Annotated in this window: 17 protein-coding genes and 4 tRNA genes; 10 read left to right on the top strand and 11 right to left on the bottom strand. The window is 45.2% G+C overall.

What is annotated here, in order from left to right:
• Nucleotides 1-370 precede the first annotated feature (370 nt).
• A complete protein-coding gene (locus FKN08_RS23255; RefSeq protein WP_031780151.1) occupies nucleotides 371-655 on the top strand; it encodes a ComEA family DNA-binding protein in 285 nt (94 codons plus the stop codon).
• Between the two features lie 98 nt (nucleotides 656-753).
• On the opposite strand, the gene rrtA is transcribed toward FKN08_RS23255, so the two are convergent.
• Nucleotides 754-1,305 (bottom strand): rhombosortase, encoded by a 552-nt coding sequence (rrtA, locus tag FKN08_RS23260; RefSeq protein WP_047009480.1) that lies wholly within the window; start codon nucleotides 1,303-1,305, stop codon nucleotides 754-756.
• A 3-nt stretch (nucleotides 1,306-1,308) separates the two neighbouring features.
• Between rrtA and FKN08_RS23265 the strand changes: the two genes are divergently transcribed.
• Nucleotides 1,309-1,923, top strand: a complete 615-nt coding sequence (locus FKN08_RS23265) for a DTW domain-containing protein (RefSeq protein ID WP_170892949.1) — start codon at nucleotides 1,309-1,311, stop codon at nucleotides 1,921-1,923.
• 6 nt (nucleotides 1,924-1,929) lie between these two features.
• Here FKN08_RS23265 and FKN08_RS23270 read toward each other — a convergent pair whose 3' ends face one another.
• The 3 genes from FKN08_RS23270 to FKN08_RS23280 form a co-directional block, all read right to left on the bottom strand.
• Nucleotides 1,930-3,252: an anti-phage deoxyguanosine triphosphatase gene (locus tag FKN08_RS23270; protein WP_170892950.1), complete on the bottom strand. Its 1,323-nt coding sequence runs from the start codon at nucleotides 3,250-3,252 to the stop codon at nucleotides 1,930-1,932.
• Nucleotides 3,253-3,267: 15 nt separating this feature from the next.
• Nucleotides 3,268-3,852: a 5'-deoxynucleotidase gene (gene yfbR / locus FKN08_RS23275; protein ID WP_170892960.1), complete on the bottom strand. Its 585-nt coding sequence runs from the start codon at nucleotides 3,850-3,852 to the stop codon at nucleotides 3,268-3,270.
• 90 nt (nucleotides 3,853-3,942) lie between these two features.
• Complete coding sequence (locus FKN08_RS23280) at nucleotides 3,943-5,157, bottom strand: pyridoxal phosphate-dependent aminotransferase (protein WP_005390543.1); 1,215 nt, start codon at nucleotides 5,155-5,157, stop codon at nucleotides 3,943-3,945.
• 217 nt (nucleotides 5,158-5,374) lie between these two features.
• Between FKN08_RS23280 and FKN08_RS23285 the strand changes: the two genes are divergently transcribed.
• The 7 genes from FKN08_RS23285 (at nucleotide 5,375) to FKN08_RS23315 (ending at nucleotide 12,887) form a co-directional block, all read left to right on the top strand.
• Nucleotides 5,375-6,682 (top strand): isochorismate synthase, encoded by a 1,308-nt coding sequence (locus FKN08_RS23285; protein WP_170892951.1) that lies wholly within the window; start codon nucleotides 5,375-5,377, stop codon nucleotides 6,680-6,682.
• Nucleotides 6,679-8,397, top strand: a complete 1,719-nt coding sequence (gene menD, locus FKN08_RS23290; protein ID WP_170892952.1) for a 2-succinyl-5-enolpyruvyl-6-hydroxy-3-cyclohexene-1-carboxylic-acid synthase — start codon at nucleotides 6,679-6,681, stop codon at nucleotides 8,395-8,397. Before FKN08_RS23285 ends, menD begins: the two co-directional genes overlap by 4 nt.
• A complete protein-coding gene (menH, locus tag FKN08_RS23295) occupies nucleotides 8,384-9,211 on the top strand; it encodes a 2-succinyl-6-hydroxy-2,4-cyclohexadiene-1-carboxylate synthase (protein ID WP_170892953.1) in 828 nt (275 codons plus the stop codon). The genes menD and menH overlap by 14 nt, the downstream gene beginning before the upstream one ends.
• Nucleotides 9,204-10,070, top strand: a complete 867-nt coding sequence (menB, locus tag FKN08_RS23300) for a 1,4-dihydroxy-2-naphthoyl-CoA synthase (RefSeq protein ID WP_139059564.1) — start codon at nucleotides 9,204-9,206, stop codon at nucleotides 10,068-10,070. Before menH ends, menB begins: the two co-directional genes overlap by 8 nt.
• A 126-nt stretch (nucleotides 10,071-10,196) precedes the next feature.
• Nucleotides 10,197-11,186, top strand: a complete 990-nt coding sequence (gene menC, locus FKN08_RS23305) for an o-succinylbenzoate synthase (RefSeq protein ID WP_170892954.1) — start codon at nucleotides 10,197-10,199, stop codon at nucleotides 11,184-11,186.
• Nucleotides 11,171-12,598 (top strand): o-succinylbenzoate--CoA ligase, encoded by a 1,428-nt coding sequence (gene menE, locus FKN08_RS23310; protein ID WP_170892955.1) that lies wholly within the window; start codon nucleotides 11,171-11,173, stop codon nucleotides 12,596-12,598. The genes menC and menE overlap by 16 nt, the downstream gene beginning before the upstream one ends.
• Nucleotides 12,599-12,698: 100 nt before the next feature.
• Entirely contained in the window at nucleotides 12,699-12,887 is a 189-nt protein-coding gene (locus FKN08_RS23315; protein WP_005390556.1) for a hypothetical protein, read from the top strand.
• On the opposite strand, the gene FKN08_RS23320 is transcribed toward FKN08_RS23315, so the two are convergent.
• The 3 genes from FKN08_RS23320 to FKN08_RS23330 all read right to left on the bottom strand — a co-directional run bounded on the left by FKN08_RS23320 (nucleotide 12,877) and on the right by FKN08_RS23330 (nucleotide 16,407).
• Nucleotides 12,877-13,812, bottom strand: coding sequence for a putative sulfate exporter family transporter (locus tag FKN08_RS23320; protein ID WP_104974325.1), 936 nt, complete (start codon nucleotides 13,810-13,812; stop codon nucleotides 12,877-12,879). The genes FKN08_RS23315 and FKN08_RS23320 overlap by 11 nt on opposite strands.
• Before the next feature lie 116 nt (nucleotides 13,813-13,928).
• Nucleotides 13,929-15,803 carry an MFS transporter gene (locus FKN08_RS23325; protein ID WP_046874204.1) on the bottom strand — a complete coding sequence of 625 codons (1,875 nt, stop codon included), beginning with the start codon at nucleotides 15,801-15,803 and terminating at the stop codon, nucleotides 13,929-13,931.
• A gap of 13 nt (nucleotides 15,804-15,816) precedes the next feature.
• Nucleotides 15,817-16,407: a TetR-like C-terminal domain-containing protein gene (locus tag FKN08_RS23330; protein WP_170892956.1), complete on the bottom strand. Its 591-nt coding sequence runs from the start codon at nucleotides 16,405-16,407 to the stop codon at nucleotides 15,817-15,819.
• Between the two features lie 378 nt (nucleotides 16,408-16,785).
• Here FKN08_RS23330 and FKN08_RS23335 point away from each other — a divergent pair, with 378 nt between their 5' ends.
• Nucleotides 16,786-17,658, top strand: coding sequence for a Tim44 domain-containing protein (locus FKN08_RS23335; RefSeq protein ID WP_046874203.1), 873 nt, complete (start codon nucleotides 16,786-16,788; stop codon nucleotides 17,656-17,658).
• 426 nt (nucleotides 17,659-18,084) lie between these two features.
• Here the strand turns inward: FKN08_RS23335 and FKN08_RS23340 are convergent.
• From FKN08_RS23340 to FKN08_RS23355, 4 genes are all read right to left on the bottom strand, one after another.
• Nucleotides 18,085-18,169, bottom strand: a tRNA-Tyr gene (locus FKN08_RS23340).
• Nucleotides 18,170-18,253: 84 nt separating this feature from the next.
• Nucleotides 18,254-18,338: transfer RNA gene (locus FKN08_RS23345), tRNA-Tyr, on the bottom strand.
• 84 nt (nucleotides 18,339-18,422) lie between these two features.
• A tRNA-Tyr gene (locus tag FKN08_RS23350) sits at nucleotides 18,423-18,507 on the bottom strand.
• Between the two features lie 84 nt (nucleotides 18,508-18,591).
• Nucleotides 18,592-18,676: transfer RNA gene (locus tag FKN08_RS23355), tRNA-Tyr, on the bottom strand.
• Nucleotides 18,677-18,678: the final 2 nt, after the last annotated feature.

Genomic DNA, 18,678 nt, shown 5'->3' on the forward strand with positions numbered 1-18,678 from the left:
TCTGAACAAGGCGTAGCCATTCTTGCTGAGATCTATGCTGAGACATTTTCGAGTACCTTTAACGATAAAAGTTAAAGGTTACGACGTTTATTAAAAGGATTGAATGAGTCGATTTAAAGACGCTTACCTTTATTGTGAGCAACTAAGCACAATTAGTGTAATTTGCATGTTAAATAAAACGGACCGCATAAGCGGTCCGTTTTATTTTTGTCTTTATTAACTTCAATCATCAATAAGCATTACTTAAATTAGTGCGCGTTTAAGTGATACCAGTCATTGCGAATATTGGGTCATCTAGGTTTGTTAATTGATAGTGACTTGCTCCCGATGACTGGTTTTAGCCTACTATTTTGGAGATTGTATGTTCAATATGAAATGGATTTTGACATTGTGCTTATTTGTTTTTGCGCCTTTTAGCATGGCTGCGGATTCAGCCACTGACAAATATGAAGGAATTGAAATTACCGTAAATATCAACACGGCTTCTGCTGAAGAAATTGCGACCATGTTGAAAGGTATTGGTGAGAAGAAAGCGCAGAGTATCGTGGACTACCGCGAGGAGCATGGCCCTTTTAAAACGGCAGCAGATTTGAAGAGCGTAAAAGGCATTGGTGAAGCGACAGTTAAGAAAAACGAAGACCGCATTTTACTGTAGCTTGATGTATTTCAGATATTGAGTCTGAATTCAGAACAATATCTGTTTCCCTATTACTGCTTTCCCGAACCAACCCCTCTTTCGTGGTTCGGGATTTTTTATCCGAATAAACGACGGCGAAAACCTTTTTCCATTAGAGCCATTGTTAACCCACCGAACGCACCAAATAAATGAGCATCAATAGCAACGTTTGCGCCGATAAGCGCAGCAGTGCTGCTGGATGGACCATAGATCTGCTCCCATGCTACTTTGGCAATAAGCCCTCCGACCAACAACAGGCTGCTTCTTCTGCTTTCAAAAACTTCTCTGAGTGCCCAGAATCCAAATAGACCGTGTAGTACGCCAGATAATCCCACGTACACCGACATATTGGTAAACAAATTCATTGCGCCAACAAATGCACACAAGAGTGAGAAAACGATAAGGAAGTTGCGAGTGCTTGGACGAAAAATAAAAGTAATGATCCACAATCCTGCCAGGTTCATCCCTAAGTGCGCAAAGTTGGTATGTGTGAGATTTCCTGTTACGATTCGCCACCATTCGCCATGGCGTATATTGTAGCTGTGCCACTCGGTTAGGCTTGCCATTGGTTCGAATTGAAGTATCAAACAGATCACGCTGATAATACTCAGCAAGGTATAAAGGTTCACTCTATGTCTCGTTATTGTTCTCGTTGTGGAAAATCGCAAAAAGCGTGTATTTGCCAATGGATTGTACCGTTGGCAAGCGAGGTAGAACTTATCATTCTTCAGCACACGAGTGAAGAACATCGTCCGCTTGGTACGGCACGGATTCTCAATTTGAGTTTAGATAACTGTATTTGTCTGATAGGAGAGGACTTTTCTGGTGATGATGTCTTAAATCACTTGTTGGCGGATGAATCATATCAACATTTTGTTCTTTACCCATCGGAACAGTCACGATGCATCTCTGAAATCAATCAAGTGAGCCGTAGTGTATCTAAGAAAATACGTTTGGTTTTGCTCGATGGGACGTGGAAAAAAGCGTACAAAATGTGGCAGCTTTCTAGCAATTTACATCCACTCCCAACCGTGCAATTACCGAAGCAATTGCAAGGGCATTACACCATTCGTAAGGCGCCCTCTGAGAATAGCTTATCGACAGTCGAGGCGGGTTATCATTCGCTTCGTTTGCTTGAACCCGAGAGAGACTTTACACCGCTTATGCATGCCTTTGAAAAGATGATCGAATTCCAAATCGCCCAGATGCCGTCGGGCGTATTTGAAAAGAATTACTTGAAAGGTTGAGTGTTACTAAAGAACGATGGAAGAGAATAGCTGACGGTGAAGCTTTTGCGCGTGTCCATCGGTCATAGCAGAAATGTAATCGGCGATGACTCTCATCTTATTGCTCTCGCTTTTCGCTTGGCACCACAGTTCTTTTGTATGAACAGGCAGCAAGCGCTCTGGGTCCGCTGTTAACGCTTCAAAAATGTCCATAATAATTTGCTGACCTTTATATTCAACGATCTGGACCTGCGGGACTTGGATAACAAAAGTACTGACAAAGTGTTTGAGTACGTCAAGTGCTCGTGCCATTTGTGGCTCTAAACACGCATTCCAAGACAGTAATGGATTATTGAAAGGCTCATCCACCGCCTTGATTGAAATGCTGGTCAGGAGGGCGTTAACCATACCACCGATGGCATCTTTCCGTTCATGATGCTTACCACTAAATAGCATCTGTCCGATGGAATCGATATGTGCTTCAAACCACGGGTCGCCACAGTCCGCTAATTGACTTGCTGCGCCTTCTTGCCATTGCTGACGTGTCACCATACCAAGCACGATTGCATCTTCTAAATCATGAACGCCGTAGGCGATATCGTCCGCTAGCTCCATGATTGAGCAATCGAGTGATTTAAAACGCGTTTTACTGTGCTCAAACTCCGATTCTGGTTTTGAGCGCATTAAGCTAAGCAATGCCTTGTCGTTTTCAGAAAGCGGCGCAATTACCCAATCAAATAAGTCTTTGTCACAATCATAAATGCCCTTCGCTGGGCTCCAATCTTTGGCTTTTAGTTTGCGTTGATGCTCGGCTGGTTGAGGCAACTTGACGGAGCGTGTTTGACTAATAAGGGCAGGGTACTTGATCAAACCAAGCAGTGTGCGGCGTGATAAATTCATTCCGAAATGCTCAGTATAAGGCTCTAACTTAGTGACGATACGAAAGGTTTGGGCGTTTCCCTCGAAACCGCCATGTTCGCGCATTACGTAGTTTAGAGCGACTTCTCCCCCATGACCGTATGGAGGATGCCCGATGTCGTGCGCCAAACATAATGAATCAATTAAGCTGTCTGATGGCAATAGATCACGGAACTCTGGTTGTTTTTTCTTCAACTGGGCGACGATACCGGTCCCGAGTTGCGACGCTTCTAAGGAGTGTGTTAACCGGCTGCGGTGAAAGTCTTCCAAGCTATTGCCGTGTACTTGGGTTTTTGCTTGTAAGCGTCGAAATGCAGCCGAGTGAAGAATGCGCGCTCGGTCTCTTTGGTACGGGCTTCGATGGTCGTCACGACGTATTTTATGCTCATCATCATGGCGCTCTTGCCATTGCGGGTGTAATTCAAACGACACGATTATCTCCGTAAGCTAACTGATTTCATCTAACGATAATTCGAAACTTGGGGCAAAGGTATTGAGGAAGTAATCCATTTCAGGCGTTCTACGTTCTTGCAAAGTGATGTCTAAGCGTTTTTTTGCCAGAGCGAACTCATGATTGCCTGCGCTTAGTTCTTCGAGACATTTTAAATAGGCACAGATGGAGTCGGCTTGCTTGACGATTTTGGCGTCCTCTCCGTGTGCAGAGTGGGAAAGAAGGTAGGGGGCAAAATCATCTTGGAACTCTTCCGGTAACATTGAAAGCAATTTTTGTTCCGCTGCCGATTCTATCTTCTTATATTCTTTGGCAATTTCAGGGTTGTAATACTTCACTGGGGTTGGAAGGTCACCCGTTAATACTTCGCTGGAGTCATGGTACATAGCAAGAATCGCGATGCGTTCTGGATTAAGGTTGCCGCCGAACTTTTTGTTTTTAATTAGGGCAAGGGCATGAGCGACAAAAGCAACTTGTAAGCTATGCTCTGAAACGTTTTCTGGTGAGACGGACCGCATTAAAGGCCAGCGTTGGATCAGCTTCATTCGAGCCAGGTGAGCGAAAAAATGGCTTTCTTTCATGGCTTTCTCCGTTTCTGGTGTAAAAAAGGAACTCACTAGGAGTTCCTCTAAGCATATGAGAGATCAGCACTAATTACTACCAGTGATTCATTACTGGCTGTAGGTTGATAGGAATCGCTCAAAACGTCCAATGGCGATTTCTAGATCTTCAACGTGCGGCAGTGTCACGATGCGGAAATGGTCTGGTTTCGGCCAGTTGAAGCCGGAACCTTGCACCAGTAAGACCTTCTCTTGTTTTAAGAAATCTAAAACCATCTGCTGATCGTTCTTGATGTTGTACATTTTTGTGTCGATTTTCGGGAAGAGGTACATCGCACCCTTAGGTTTGACACAAGAAACACCAGGAATCTGATTGATCAGTTCATACGCTCTATTGCGCTGCTCTAATAAGCGTCCGCCAGGTAAAATCAGTTCATTGATACTCTGGTATCCACCTAGCGCAGTTTGAATCGCATGTTGCATTGGTACGTTTGCACATAAACGCATCGATGAAAGCAACTCCAATCCATTCACGTACCCTTGAGCTAGATGTTTAGGCCCCGTTAGGAACATCCAGCCACCACGGAAACCGCAAACACGGTAGGCTTTTGAAAGGCCATTGAATGTCATGACGAGCACGTCTTCAGTGAGTGTTGCGACTGAGGTATGTGTTGCACCGTCGTACAACACTTTGTCGTAGATCTCATCTGCGAAAATGATCAGTTTGTGCTGGCGCGCGATTTCAATCACTTCAAGTAGGAAGTCACGGCTGTATACCGCACCTGTCGGGTTGTTCGGGTTGATCAGAACAATGCCACGTGTCTTCGGTGTGATTTTCTTTTTGATGTCTTCAAGGTCAGGGTACCAGTCTGCACCTTCATCACATAGGTAATGAACCGGCTTACCGCCTGATAGTGCAACTGAAGCTGTCCACAACGGGTAATCAGGTGCTGGGATCAGCATTTCGTCGCCATTGTTTAATAGCGCTTGCATGGCCATCACGATCAGCTCAGACACGCCGTTACCCACATACACATCTTCGACATCTAGAGAGCGGATACCTTTACGTTGATAGTGTTGGACCACGGCTTTACGAGCAGAGTAAATGCCTTTGGAATCACAATAGCCTTGAGAAGTCGGCAGATTACGAATCACGTCGACTAAAATCTCATCAGGGGCGTCAAAACCAAATGGGGCAGGGTTACCAATGTTTAGCTTTAGGATTTTATGCCCTTCTTCCTCCATGCGCTTAGCATGTTTGAGTACAGGACCCCTAATGTCGTAGCAGACATTATCGAGTTTTGACGACATCCCGATATTTTGCATTGTATAATTCCTAAAAATTCGTTAATTTCTTTATTAAAATACAATAATTTGTTTTTTATTAGAATATATATCTGTAAATTATCTGTTTGCTGGTTAAGTTTTGCTCGTTTGCTGTCACAGGATTTTGCAAAAGATCGCATACGACCTTGATTTGCTTTGGGTCTAAACTTAGAGTAGCCGTCAGTTACCATTTATCCTCACATACTACGAGGTTGATTTGTCACAGTTCCATCAAGCCGTAAAGAGAATTATCGAGCGAGTTCAGCAAGCGGAAGGCAATCAAACACGTCTGGTCGAGCCCCTGAGCGAGAAACCTAATTTCTCATTTATTGATTGGCTTGATGCACAACCACTTTTCCCTAAATTCTACTGGCAGTCCCGCGATACTCGTGAAGAGGTCGTTGCACTAGGGCAATTACACGCTTTTGTTGAGCCAGGCCCTGCTTATACCATTCTAGGTGAAGGGCAACGAGTCTGGGGCGGACGCTCTTTTGACGGCCAGCATGAGAAGAGTCGTCGCTGTATGCCTTCTTTCTTCTTTTTGCCTCAAATTGAGTTAATTCGTTTTGACCAACAATGGTCTCTCGCAGTTAATATTTCAGAAGACAAAGCGCGAACCCTAGCAGGACTGCATAAACTGGTTTGTGAGGTCGCGACCTTAGCTCCGATTTCTTCTCACATCCGCTCTATTGTTCATACGCCAAGTCAGCCTCAATGGAATGAGTTAGTTCATAAAGTTCTGACTGGTATAAAGAATGATGATTTTAAGAAAGTGGTATTGGCGCGTCGCTCTACCGTGCAGCTTGATAACACATTAAGTGCTGCACAATTGCTGAAAGCGAGTTACTTAAATAACCATCATAGTTTCCATTTCATGCTGAGCTTAGACAGCAAACACAGCTTTATGGGCTCTACGCCAGAACGTTTGTATTCTCGCGTAGGGCACGAACTTCATACCGAAGCGTTAGCAGGCACGATTGGTCGAGGGGACAACGCCACTCACGATATGGAGTTGGCGAATTGGTTATCCCAAGATGAAAAGAACCTCAATGAAAACCAATATGTAGTTGATGACATTATTGATCGCCTATCACCGCATTCCGAAGCGGTTGAAGTGGAGGCCGAGGCAAGTTTGGTTAGGCTACGAAAAGTGCAACACCTCAAGCGAAATATTCACGCGAGCCTAAAGACGGGCATAAACGGTGTTCAGTTGTTATCGGCGCTTCAGCCAACGGCGGCGGTTGCTGGCTTACCTCGACAAGAATCCATGCAGTTTATTCTTGATAATGAGCCCTTTGCACGCGGCTGGTACGCGGGGTCAATGGGGTACATAAGCCATGAACGAGCAGAGTTTTGTGTCGCGATCAGAAGCGCGCTTGTTCTCGGTGACCAAGTACAACTGTTTGCGGGCGCAGGTATTGTGCCAGGTTCTGTGGCAGAGCATGAGTGGGCGGAACTTGATAAGAAAATGTCGACGTTACTTACGCTGATTTCTGATCACCCCCCGTTGGGAGTCGCATCATGAATCATGACCAAGCGGTGCTCAATCGAATTTGGTCAGAAACCATATTGATTGAGCTTCAGCGATTTGGCGTTAAGCATGTTTGTATCGCTCCTGGCTCTCGTTCTACTCCTTTAACTTTAGAGGTGGCAGAGCGGTCCAATTTTTCTATTCATACTCACTTTGATGAGCGTGGTCTCGGCTTTATGGCTCTTGGTTTAGCGAAAGCTACTCAAGAGCCAGTGGCAATCATCGTTACCTCTGGTACGGCAGTGGCGAACTTATTACCAGCCGTTGCGGAGGCTAGGCTTACTGGTGAAAAGCTGGTGCTGCTCACTGCGGATCGTCCGATGGAGCTCGTTGGCTGTGGCGCAAACCAAGCGATTAACCAGTTGGGTATTTTTTCACATCATGTCTCGTCCAGCTTGAATTTACCAAGCCCAACTTTAACAACATCGCTTAATTGGTTGCTGACCTCTGTTGACGAAGTGATGTTTACTCAGCAACTGCAAGGCAGTGCTGTTCATATTAACTGTGCATTTCCAGAGCCTTTGTATTCCAATGGTGCAAAAGCGGATTATCAAACCTACTTAGACTCGGTAGCCGGATGGCGAAAAGGAAGTGGTACTTATACCCAGCGTTTTAGCCACTTATCACAGGCGCAAATCCCGTCTTGTGCGGATAAAAAAGGCTTGGTTGTGATTGGCAGCTTACCGCTTGAACAAGCGAAGTCGGCGCAGGCATTTGCACAAAAGATGGGATGGCCGGTACTTGCAGACCCGCAAAGTGGTCTCAGTTCGGATTGGACGCATTACGATGTATGGCTTCAACTTCCCGAGCTCGCAAACGAGCTTGAATCTTGTGAACTTATTATCCAATTTGGTAGCCGAATCATCTCCAAACGTTTGAACCAGTGGATTGATAAACAAGTTTCGCAAAATCAACAAAGTAAAGACGTTCAATACTGGTATATCTCGCCGCGTATGGACCGTAATAACCAAAATCATCTGGCGCAAATGCACTGGGTTGAGCTTCCTCAAACTTGGGTTTCTCGCATTAGCTTTGAGAAGCCAATATTTGCTGGGTGGGCTGATAGGTTAGCGAATGGAGTTAAGCGAGTTCATCAACGTATCGAAGAAGCTTTCCTATCTGATTCAGCGTCTGCCATTGACGAAATTGCGTTGGCAGCAGACATCAACGAGCGCACTAAAAACGCTGATGTCTTTTTGGGTAACAGTTTGTTTGTTCGACTTGTCGATATGTACGGCAAACTTGATGATGTAGAAGTGTTCACTAACCGAGGCGCGTCAGGAATTGACGGTTTGTTTGCTACCGCATCAGGTGTGCAGCGAGCAAGAGGTAATCTGTTACTGATGTATATTGGTGACACATCAGCACTGTATGATCTCAATTCACTAGCGCTGTTTTCTCACAATAAATTGCCGACGGTACTTGTGGTCACAAACAATGATGGTGGCGCAATTTTCGATATGTTACCGGTGCCTCAGGAGCATCGCACTGCGTACTACCAAATGCCCCACGGTTATCAGTTTGAACATGCAGCCAAACAGTTTGGTTTAAAGTATGAGAAGCCAACTACGTTAGAAATGTATCAAGCAATGGTTGCCGAGCACCTGTCGAGCGGTCAAGGCACACTGCTGGTGGAAGTTCAAACCCCACCAAGCCAAGCCGCAGAGTTGATAAAGGTATTTAATAAGAGCCTGCATGCTTCACTCTGAGAGCCTCTCTTCAACTGAAAAACACCAAAGTGGCGACCTTCCCACTCTGGTGTTTTTGCATGGCTTTTTAGGAAATGGTGCTGATTGGCAAGCTTGTTTGGATGAGCTGACTCAGTTTGAACGAGTCGTTATAGACCTTCCTGGTCATGGTCGCAGTCAGTTTACAAAGTGCAACGATCTCGATGATTGCTGCAAACTTCTTAATTCCACACTATCTTTATTATTTCCTCCGCAACAACCACTTATTTTGATTGGTTACTCGATGGGCGGTCGTATTGCGATGCATGGTATTGCCAATCAATGCTTCTCAGATCTCAATATTGTGGGCGCAATTGTTGAAGGGGGAAACTTCGGGCTTCAAACTGAGTCAGAGAAACAGGTGAGATTGGAGAATGATGCTCGCTGGGCAAAGCGTTTCAAAACAGAACCACTTGAACGTGTTTTGAACGATTGGTATCAGCAAGCGGTGTTTTCTTCACTAAACCATGAGCAAAGACAAACATTAATTGCGAAGCGAAGTGATAATCTTGGCTCGGCGGTCTCGAGCATGCTGATGGCAACATCGTTAGCCAAGCAGGCGTATTTGTTGCCCACACTGAAAAAGCAGAATATACCGATGTATTACTTGTGTGGTGCGAAAGACCAAAAATTTAGCCAACTGGCACAACGTAGCGGGTTGGCGTATCGACAAGTTGAAGGCGCAGGACATAACGTTCATCAAGAGCAGCCCCAACAATTTGCGATGCATATTAAGCAAATAATTCAATCTCACTTTGGTGAGAGTAACGAGAACAATGGGAATCACCATGGCTAAAACAGTAGGCATTTCTGAAGAAGAACTTTACGCTCCGGTTCAATGGAAAGATTGCGGCGAGAAATACGAGGATATTCACTACCATAAATCTGAAGATGGTATCGCGAAAATTACCATTGCACGCCCACAAGTGCGTAATGCATTCCGCCCTCAAACAGTAAAAGAGATGATTGATGCGTTAGCAGATGCGCGTTACGACTCTGGTGTTGGCGTGATCATTCTGACAGGTCTAGGTGAAGACGCATTCTGTTCTGGCGGCGACCAGAAGATCCGTGGCGACTACGGCGGCTATAAAGACGAGCAAGGTACACACCACCTAAACGTATTGGACTTCCAACGCGATATTCGAACTTGTCCAAAACCTGTGATCGCATCAGTTGCCGGCTGGGCTGTTGGCGGCGGTCATGTACTGCACATGATGTGTGATCTAACAATTGCAGCAGACAACGCGCAGTTTGGTCAAACGGGCCCTAAAGTGGGTTCATTTGATGGTGGTTGGGGCGCGTCTTACATGGCTCGTATCGTAGGCCAGAAGAAAGCTCGCGAAATCTGGTTCCTATGTCGTTTCTATAACGCGCAAGAAGCGTTAGACATGGGCTTGGTCAACACGGTTGTGCCGCTAGAAGAGCTAGAGAAAGAAACCGTTCGTTGGTGTCGTGAAGTTCTTCAGCATAGTCCAATGGCGCTACGCTGCCTGAAAGCTGCCTTGAATGCGGACTGTGATGGTCAAGCAGGCCTTCAAGAGCTTGCGGGTAACGCAACGATGATGTTCTACATGACCGATGAAGGCCAAGAAGGTCGTAACGCATTCAACGAGAAACGTCGCCCAGACTTCGACAAATTCCCTCGTAACCCATAATCCGTATAAAAAGAGGAGTGTTTCAGCTCCTCTGTTCCATTTTTCCTGAGCGCCTCGCCCTCTGGGAGGCTGGTGGGATTGCTCGCCAGAACGCTCAAATATACGGCATTACATAGGACTCGAATTATGCGTGAAGCGAAAATTTATCGTTATATCTTGCCCATGGATAGTGGTGTCATCCTGCGAGACAATAAGCTAACTGAACGTGTTGGTTATGTTGTTGCGCTTTCTGAAGGTGACCAAATAGGGCTTGGAGAAGTCGCTCCTCTTCCTGGTTTTAGTTTAGAGAACACCGAAGATGCTGGTATTCAGCTACAAGAACAAGCGGAGCGTTGGGTAGCAGGATTGGATGTGGATTACGCCAACATGTATCCATCGGTCGCGTTTGGTTTATCGATGGCACAGTTAGAGTTAGCTGGTGGCTTACCCCAACAAGGTAAGTATCAAACAGCGCCGCTGTGTACTGGTGACCCAGACGAGCTCATTCCAAAGCTGAACGAAATGGAAGGCGAGAAAGTCGCGAAAGTAAAAGTCGGGCTTTATGAGCCAATTCGCGATGGCATGCTTGTGAACCTTTTCCTTGAATCTATCCCTCAATTAACGCTTCGACTTGATGCAAACCGCGCTTGGACACCAGAAAAAGCGCAACAGTTTGCTAAATACATTACTCCGTCTCTGCGTCAGCGCATTACCTTTTTGGAAGAGCCGTGCCGCTCTCCTGGCGATAGTCTCTCTTTTGCTATCAATACTGGTATTGCGATTGCTTGGGATGAAACGTTGCAAGATGCGGTTCGTCGAGAGGATTTCCGTCTTGAAGATCTAACTGGTGTGAAAACGATCATCATCAAACCCACACTCATTGGTCCGGTGGATTTTTGTATTACACTGATAGAGAAGGCGAAGTCACTGGGGATGAAAGCGGTTATTAGCTCGAGCATTGAATCCAGTCTCGGTTTAACGCAATTAGCGCGCTTTGCCCAATGGCAGCTGCCTGATGAAGTTCCAGGTTTGGATACGATTGGCCTATTCAAAGCTCAGTTAGAGCAAGGCTGGCCTAAGTGTGAACTTCCCGTTCTTCCTCTGAAAGATCAGGAGATTGTGTGGCATTCTGCATAGACAATGTTGCGAAGGCACCGTGGAAATATTGGGCTCAAACGAGCCCTTTTTCTATTGCACTCAAGACACCAACAGAAACATTAAACTGGCAACAACTCTCAGTACGTATTGACCAATACGCTCACTATTTGAATGGCTTGGGCGTAACGCGGGGAGATGTGCTGACCTTGGTAGGTAAAAACCAAGTAGAAACACTGCTGTTTTATCTTGCTTCCAAGCAGTTAGGCGCACTTGCCGCGCTGACCATGGTACAACCACTCGATACGTTACAGAGTAAACTTGCGACCCTTTATAAACCTGAACAAACTCGGTTTATCTGGTTTGCTCAGGAGTGCGCTTCGACCTTTTCTGAACATGATATACAAAAACTCGAGGCAACATTGCTTTCATCGCCCTTAGTTTCACAACAAGAGCGTGATGCGGTGATTGAAGATGCCTATCACCATGACAGGCTCGCTTCAGTGGTATTTACCTCTGGCTCGACAGGGGAGCCTAAAGCCGTGGTTCATACACATCGACAACACTTTGCTTCAGCAGAAGGCTTGTTGCAAGATTTCATTTTCACTCAGAAAGATTCTTGGCTATTGTCGCTTCCGCTTTATCACGTCTCTGGATTGGCGATTGTATATCGTTGGCTATATGTCGGAGCGACATTGAAAATCGGTACAGGAAAACTTGTCGAAGATATTCAGGGCGTGTCACACGCCTCTTTGGTTGCCACGCAGCTCAAACGGCTATTGGATGATGATGTTCACTTGTCATTGACGCATGTGCTATTGGGCGGCAGCCACGTTGCTCACGAGTTGGCGTTGCGAGCCACAGGACGAGGGATTGAGGCGTGGTTAGGTTATGGGATGACGGAAGCAGCCTCTACCGTTACCGCAAAGAGAATTGACAGTACCAATAATGCTGGACACGTATTGAATCACCGTAAGATAAAGTTGGTTGACCAACGCATTTTTGTCGGTGGTAAAACATTGGCGGCAGGGTATTTTCATCAAGGTCATGTTACTCCGTTTCTGGATGAGAAAGGCTGGTTCGATAGCAAGGATCTCGGTGAGTGGCAAGGTGACGAGTTAAAGATCATCGGCCGTGCCGACAATCAATTTATCTCTGGTGGTGAGAACATTCATTGTGAAGAGATTGAGGCAGCATTGAACCAAATTGATGGCGTGGTGCAGAGCATAGTGGTTCCAGTCGAAGATGCGGAATTTGGTCATCGCCCTGTTGCTGTGATTCAGACCAATGATTTGCGCAGCAAAGCGGAATATGACCTGCATTTGCAATCCAAATTAGAGAAGTTTAAATGGCCAGTGGAATACCATTTAATGCCACAAGTGCTATTAGAAAGTGGGATCAAAGTTTCTCGGAAGGCAGTGAAGGAGTGGCTATTGCCATCAATTCAGCATTAGTCAATTTTGCTATGTATTAGTCAGAAAGGGAATTTCGTATCCTTATAACTCTGAATCATAATTATGCTTCTTCGAAGAGAGAAAAGGCATAAGGTTCAGGATGGTAAAGCTAGTATTAATTGCGGCGGTAGCACTACAAATTGGTATTGCAATAAGCAGTGAAGGGCTCGCCCGCTCTCTTGCAGAGCTGACGGCCTTTTTGATCGCTATCGCATTGGTTGTTACATACAAAAACAGCAAACTTGAGCCGTCGTCATCTCAACACGATGAGAAGACCACTAATATCTAAACAATAACCAACTTAGAGAAGTGGTTGAAATTAACACCCACAGAGTTACACCAAACAACAGTGGCTTAGCTCCAGCAGACCTCAGCTTCGAAATTGAAATGCTGCAACCAATCAGGAACAGGCATACCACCAAAGCTTGTTTCGCTCCAACGAAAATACCGTGATAGACCATTTCAAATTGAGGGAAGAAGTCGCTAAACGCGATGGCTGCGCAGTACCAAAAAATGAAATAAGGAATAACTAACTTTTTCGTTCCATTCTCTTTCTGGTCTCTCGAAAAGATCACGGCACTGATCAGTGCGACAGGGATGATCCACAAAGCTCGTGCGAGTTTTAACGTTGTTGCTGTAGTTAGTGCTTCTTCACCGTAGGCTGAGGCAGCCCCTACAACAGAAGAAGTGTCATGAATAGCAATCGCGGCCCATGTACCAAATGTGTGTTGATCTAGCCCTAAAGCATGCCCAACCACAGGAAACACGAATAGTGCGATGGAGTTTAGGACAAATACCGTTGCCAGTGCTAATCCAATCTGTTCGTCTTTTGCTTTAATCGCTGGCGCTACAGCGGCAATTGCACTACCACCACAAATTGCTGTACCTGACGAGATTAAGTATGCGGTTACTCGCTCCAACTTAATTATTCTGGCAATGATAGTGCCTATGATCAGTGTGCCCGCAATCGTGGCGATAATCAGACCGATACCATCCGACGTGACAGAGAGTGCTTGCTCAAAGTTGATGCCAAAGCCTAAACCAATAATCGAGTAGGACAGCAGCTTTTTAGTAAAAGAAGCAATGGGCAGTTCTGAAGGCACAAAACCAAAACTTGCGAGTAGAAAACCAATAACTAGGGCAATAGGAGAGGAGACAAAAGGGGTTAAGCAAAAGAGTAACGCCAATCCAAACAAGAGGTAGTTTCTATTCAAGGTTTTTATTCGCTGTTGTGAATGAAAGCGCGAGTATATCGCACTGAGTGTGGTCAGTTTGTCTTAATGATTTGAACACATGTTCAGTTATTCTAAACATGTGTTCAAATGTATTTTTATCGCCAGTCGCCTCTAAGTTGATGCACTCTATCGAACATCGTTTTTGCCGTTGCTTCATTTGGTGGAACCGGCTGTCCGGCCTCAATTTCTAGCTTTGACCAAAATCGAGTCGGTAAGCCACAACATGCGCGGCCTTTCGCGCGGCTGAAATAGCTTCCCCATAAGCCTTTGAGTGCCACGGGTATGACAGGTACTGGGCTGCGACGCAGAATAATATCAATGCCACGCATGAATTCATTCATTTCACCGTCTGAGGTTAATTTCCCCTCTGGGAAAATACAGACGATATGTCCTTCGCTTAATGCGGTTTCTACATCATTAAATGCACGTCTGATGGAGTTTCTGTTACTCGCTGAAATCGGAATTACCCCAGTTCTGCGTAAAAAGCGTCTTAGTGGCGGTAGGTTGGCGTAATCTTCCTCCATCACAAAACGAATCAACCTTGGGCATACTGCACTAAGTAGCAAGGCGTCCATATAGCTCACGTGATTACATACGATTAATGCACCGCCTTGTTCTGGCAAGTTATGTAGGTTTTTATGTTTCACTCGATAAATAGTGTGAGTTAGCATCCAAACCACAAAACGGACAACGAATATCGGTATTTGCAAAAAAATGTAAGCGGCGACCAAGAAATTCAAAATGGCTAACAATGCAAACAGCTGAGGAATTGTCATCTTGATGACACTCAGGCACACAATACCTAAGACAGCACTGCCGACCATAAACAGAGAGTTAAAGATGTTGAGCCCTGCGATGACTTGTGCGCGCTCGGTTTCCTTTGCTCGATGCTGCATTAATGCGTAAAGCGGTACGATAAACAGCCCGCCAGAGGCGCCAATCATCAATAGATAGAAAAATAATGGCCAAAAAGGCTCATATCTAAAGAAGTCTACAAAGTTATGGAAGATAGGTAGGTCACTTGGAATGGAGGTTGCCATCAAGTACCCAAATACCGTAATGCCAAGTGCGCCAATAGGCACAATACCGACTTCGATACGATGATTCGAGATCCAATTGCAAAGTAGCGACCCTAACGCGATACCAATGGAAAACAGAGCAAGCAAGAAAGACACCGCACTCTCGGTGCCATTTAAGTAAATCTTGGTGAAATTCGGGAACTGGGTTAGATAGGCGGCGCCTAAAAACCAGAACCAGCTTATCGCCATAATACATTGAAAAACAACACGATCTGATTTTGCGATGGATAGCGTGTGTTTAGTTTGTTTGTACGGTTGCCAACGAAAAGAAAGATTAGGTGCGCTGGCGGCTGCAAAGGGTATTGATCGGCTCGACAAATATCCCAACAATGCAAAGAGTACGACACAAAATGCGGCAAGGTATTTTGCGTTGTCTGCTGAGGCGATAATTCCAGCACCTAGGGTACCAATAAGGATGGCGATAAAGGTACCAGCTTCAACAAGGGCGTTGCCTGGCACTAACTCTTTCGCGTTTAATTTTTGGGGCAAAAGGGCATATTTAACCGGTCCAAAGAATGCTGACTGTGTGCCCATTAAGAACAGTAGCAGCAAAAGCACACCATAACTTTCGGTTATAAAACCAATGGCGCCCAAAAGCATGATGGCGATTTCAAACAGCTTTACCTTGCGAATAAACCATGATTTTTCATATTTATCGGCTAATACGCCAGCTGAAGCGGAGAATAGAAAGAACGGTAGAATGAACAAGCCAGCCGCTAAATTGATGAACAAGTTGCTCGAAATAGGTAGTGCGCTGGATCCCGCGAAGGCGACAAACAGCAGCAAAACGTTTTTAAAAATATTGTCGTTGAAAGCGCCAAAAAACTGAGTAATGAAATAGGGTAGGAACTTTCTTTGTGTAAGTAAGGACGGCTGTCTGTCGGACGACATGGATAATCCTTTGTTACCAGTTTGTGAGGTAGTTAGAAATCAGGTTACTGATTAATTCTTTACCATCAATTGGTTCACTAGAGAAAAATTTATCATCAACACTGAGTAAAGTAATACCGTGTACGCCAGACCAAAGCACTCGACTCGCTTGAATCACTTCGGACTCGGTACGATGTGGTGCGATTTGAGCCAATAGTGACTCCAGCATTCCTGTCATCCCGTCGATACGTTTGGCATGCCATTCTGGAAGCTCTGCACCATTCATGTTGTGCTCGAAAACTAACTGCCAACGGTAAGGGTGCTTTTGAGCGAAATCGTGGTAGCAATAAGCCAGTTCAAATAGAGCTTGATGAGCGTCTTTACTGCTATTGGTCGCCTTCAGTGCTTCTTGGGAGAGTTCGTCTAAAGTTTGCGCGACTACGTGTAAAAGTAACAGGTTATAGTTGCCAAAAATGTTGACTAATGTGCTTGGCACGTAACCAATCATGTTAGCGATTTTACGAAGACTGAGTTCGTGGTAAGAATTCTCATCTAAAAAGTTTTTGACTGTTGTTAACGTCAAATTCACTAACTCTTCTCTGGTGTGATCGTTTCTGCGCGCCATACTCTCAAACTGCTTTATTGAACATCGTTCAATATGATAGTCAGCTACCTATTAACCGTCAACAAGGCAATATACTCAAGTGACGTCAAGGTGCAGGATTCTGAGCTGTGTCACTGATTCTAATTCAAGTAAAACATCCCTAAGTAGCAGTGAGTTCATTCCCAGCATTTCCAAACGAACCAAGTATCTCGAAGTTAACCGAGAGCAGTCTGTATCTTTGGCAATATTCTGATACATGTCAGCTTCTGTAAGCTGTTTTCATCAACAGGCATACAGAGTATGATGACGTAACAATCATCTTTGGCGTGCTACTGTTTGAAACAATCGTTGTTTCGTCTGATAGAGCACAATCTTAGATAGCTAACTTTAAGGATAACGATGAAACGTTTATTTTCTATTGTTGCTCTGTTGATGTTTACCGTTGCTGTAACGCCTATCGCGGAAGCGAAGAAGTTTGGTGGCAGTAAGTCTTTCGGTAAGAGCTACAAAACAGCGCCAGCACCAAAACAACAGCAACAAAACACCAATACGGTCGGCAAAGATCAGACGGCGAAGTCTTCAAGTAAAAAAGGCTTAATGGGTGGTCTGCTAGGCGGACTTCTTGCTGGTGGTCTACTTGCTGCATTCTTTGGCGGTGCTTTTGAAGGCATCCAATTTATGGATATCCTAATTATTGGTTTGATTGCCTTTGTCATCTTTAAATTAATGCGCGGTATGCTAGGTGCGAAGCAGGGCAGTATGAACCAGCATCGTCAGCAACCTGCATTTGGTGGTAACGCATCTAAGTTTGAGCAACCAAACATGCAAAACTTTGAGCAACAGCCAAACACAAATAATGGTGGCTTTGGTGGTTTCGGCGCTCAAACGGACGTACCACATAACTACCCACCGGGCTTTGACCAAGCAGCGTTCATTAACGGCTCTCGTGAACACTACCGAATCCTGCAAGGTGCGTGGAATCACAATCAACTGGAAACCATTGAAGAATATGTTTCTCCAAGCCTGTTTGAAGATCTGAAGGCAGAGCGCGCGAAGCTCGACGGTGAGCAGCATACTGATGTAATGTACGTTGATGCAGAGATCGTCCGTGCCGATTACGATGCAAATAAAGCACAGCTTAGCCTACAGTTTAGCGGTCGTTACCGTGACACAGTAGAAGGTGTTGAAGAAGAAATCGAAGATATCTGGCACCTAGAGCGTGACCTGACTGTGCCTAATGCACCATGGTTAATTGTTGGTATTCAAGGCTAGTCACCTTTAAACCAATTTAGTCACTAATAAAAATCCCGCGCCCCCTGCGGGATTTTTTGTATCTGTCGTTTGTATCTACGAAAGATATTTTTATAAAACCTGCCAGGTGGAGCCTTCATCATAGCTCGCGCTTAACTCTGCCGAATATCTTTTTTGCTAGCTACTCCTCAAGTGCTTTACTGAATGTTTTTAGCATTCACATTATGGTCATTGCGATAAAACAAGGACAAAGTGCTAGTACATTGTTTGTATTACAACGACCAGATCCGAACTTTGGCCATAGGAGATTCGCTTTGGCCCAGTTGTTAAAGTAGGATCCAACAGAGGGAGAACCGCGAAGAAGTTGGGTTAAATAAGGAAGGTCTTGTTACTTTATCAAGAATCCGAAACGAAAAAAGCCAGCTCAATGAGCTGGCTTTTTCAATATGGTGGAGGGGGACGGATTCGAACCATCGAAGGCAGTGCCGGCAGATTTACAGTCTGCTCCCTTTGGCCACTCGGGAACCCCTCCAGGGTGTTTTATACTTGAAAATTAGTTTCCCAACCTAGCTTTCAAGTTGTTCTTATGTTTAAAGGAAAAACACAAGAAAAAATATGGTGGAGGGGGACGGATTCGAACCATCGAAGGCAGTGCCGGCAGATTTACAGTCTGCTCCCTTTGGCCACTCGGGAACCCCTCCAGGGTGTTTTATACTTAAAAGATAGTTTCCCAACCTAGCTTTCAAGTTGTTCTTATGTTTAAAGGAAAAACACAAGAAAGAATATGGTGGAGGGGGACGGATTCGAACCATCGAAGGCAGTGCCGGCAGATTTACAGTCTGCTCCCTTTGGCCACTCGGGAACCCCTCCAGGGTGTTTTATACTTGAATGATAGTTTCCCAACCTAGCTTCCAAGTTATTCTTATGTTTAAAGGAAAAACACAAGAAAGAATATGGTGGAGGGGGACGGATTCGAACCATCGAAGGCAGTGCCGGCAGATTTACAGTCTGCTCCCTTTGGCCACTCGGGAACCCCTCCAG

This window comes from Vibrio sp. 1-2 (7-a), from assembly GCF_013048515.1.
Lineage (GTDB): Bacteria > Pseudomonadota > Gammaproteobacteria > Enterobacterales > Vibrionaceae > Vibrio > Vibrio diabolicus.

Coding starts and splice junctions, on each gene's coding strand:
- FKN08_RS23255 (WP_031780151.1), top strand. CDS start 371: ATGAAATGGATTTTGACATTGTGCTTATTTGTTTTTGCGCCTTTTAGC.
- yfbR (WP_170892960.1), bottom strand. CDS start 3,852: ATGAAAGAAAGCCATTTTTTCGCTCACCTGGCTCGAATGAAGCTGATC.
- FKN08_RS23325 (WP_046874204.1), bottom strand. CDS start 15,803: ATGTCGTCCGACAGACAGCCGTCCTTACTTACACAAAGAAAGTTCCTA.
- menB (WP_139059564.1), top strand. CDS start 9,204: ATGGCTAAAACAGTAGGCATTTCTGAAGAAGAACTTTACGCTCCGGTT.
- menC (WP_170892954.1), top strand. CDS start 10,197: ATGCGTGAAGCGAAAATTTATCGTTATATCTTGCCCATGGATAGTGGT.
- FKN08_RS23265 (WP_170892949.1), top strand. CDS start 1,309: ATGTCTCGTTATTGTTCTCGTTGTGGAAAATCGCAAAAAGCGTGTATT.
- menH (WP_170892953.1), top strand. CDS start 8,384: ATGCTTCACTCTGAGAGCCTCTCTTCAACTGAAAAACACCAAAGTGGC.
- FKN08_RS23330 (WP_170892956.1), bottom strand. CDS start 16,407: ATGGCGCGCAGAAACGATCACACCAGAGAAGAGTTAGTGAATTTGACG.
- FKN08_RS23335 (WP_046874203.1), top strand. CDS start 16,786: ATGAAACGTTTATTTTCTATTGTTGCTCTGTTGATGTTTACCGTTGCT.
- FKN08_RS23280 (WP_005390543.1), bottom strand. CDS start 5,157: ATGCAAAATATCGGGATGTCGTCAAAACTCGATAATGTCTGCTACGAC.
- menD (WP_170892952.1), top strand. CDS start 6,679: ATGAATCATGACCAAGCGGTGCTCAATCGAATTTGGTCAGAAACCATA.
- FKN08_RS23315 (WP_005390556.1), top strand. CDS start 12,699: ATGGTAAAGCTAGTATTAATTGCGGCGGTAGCACTACAAATTGGTATT.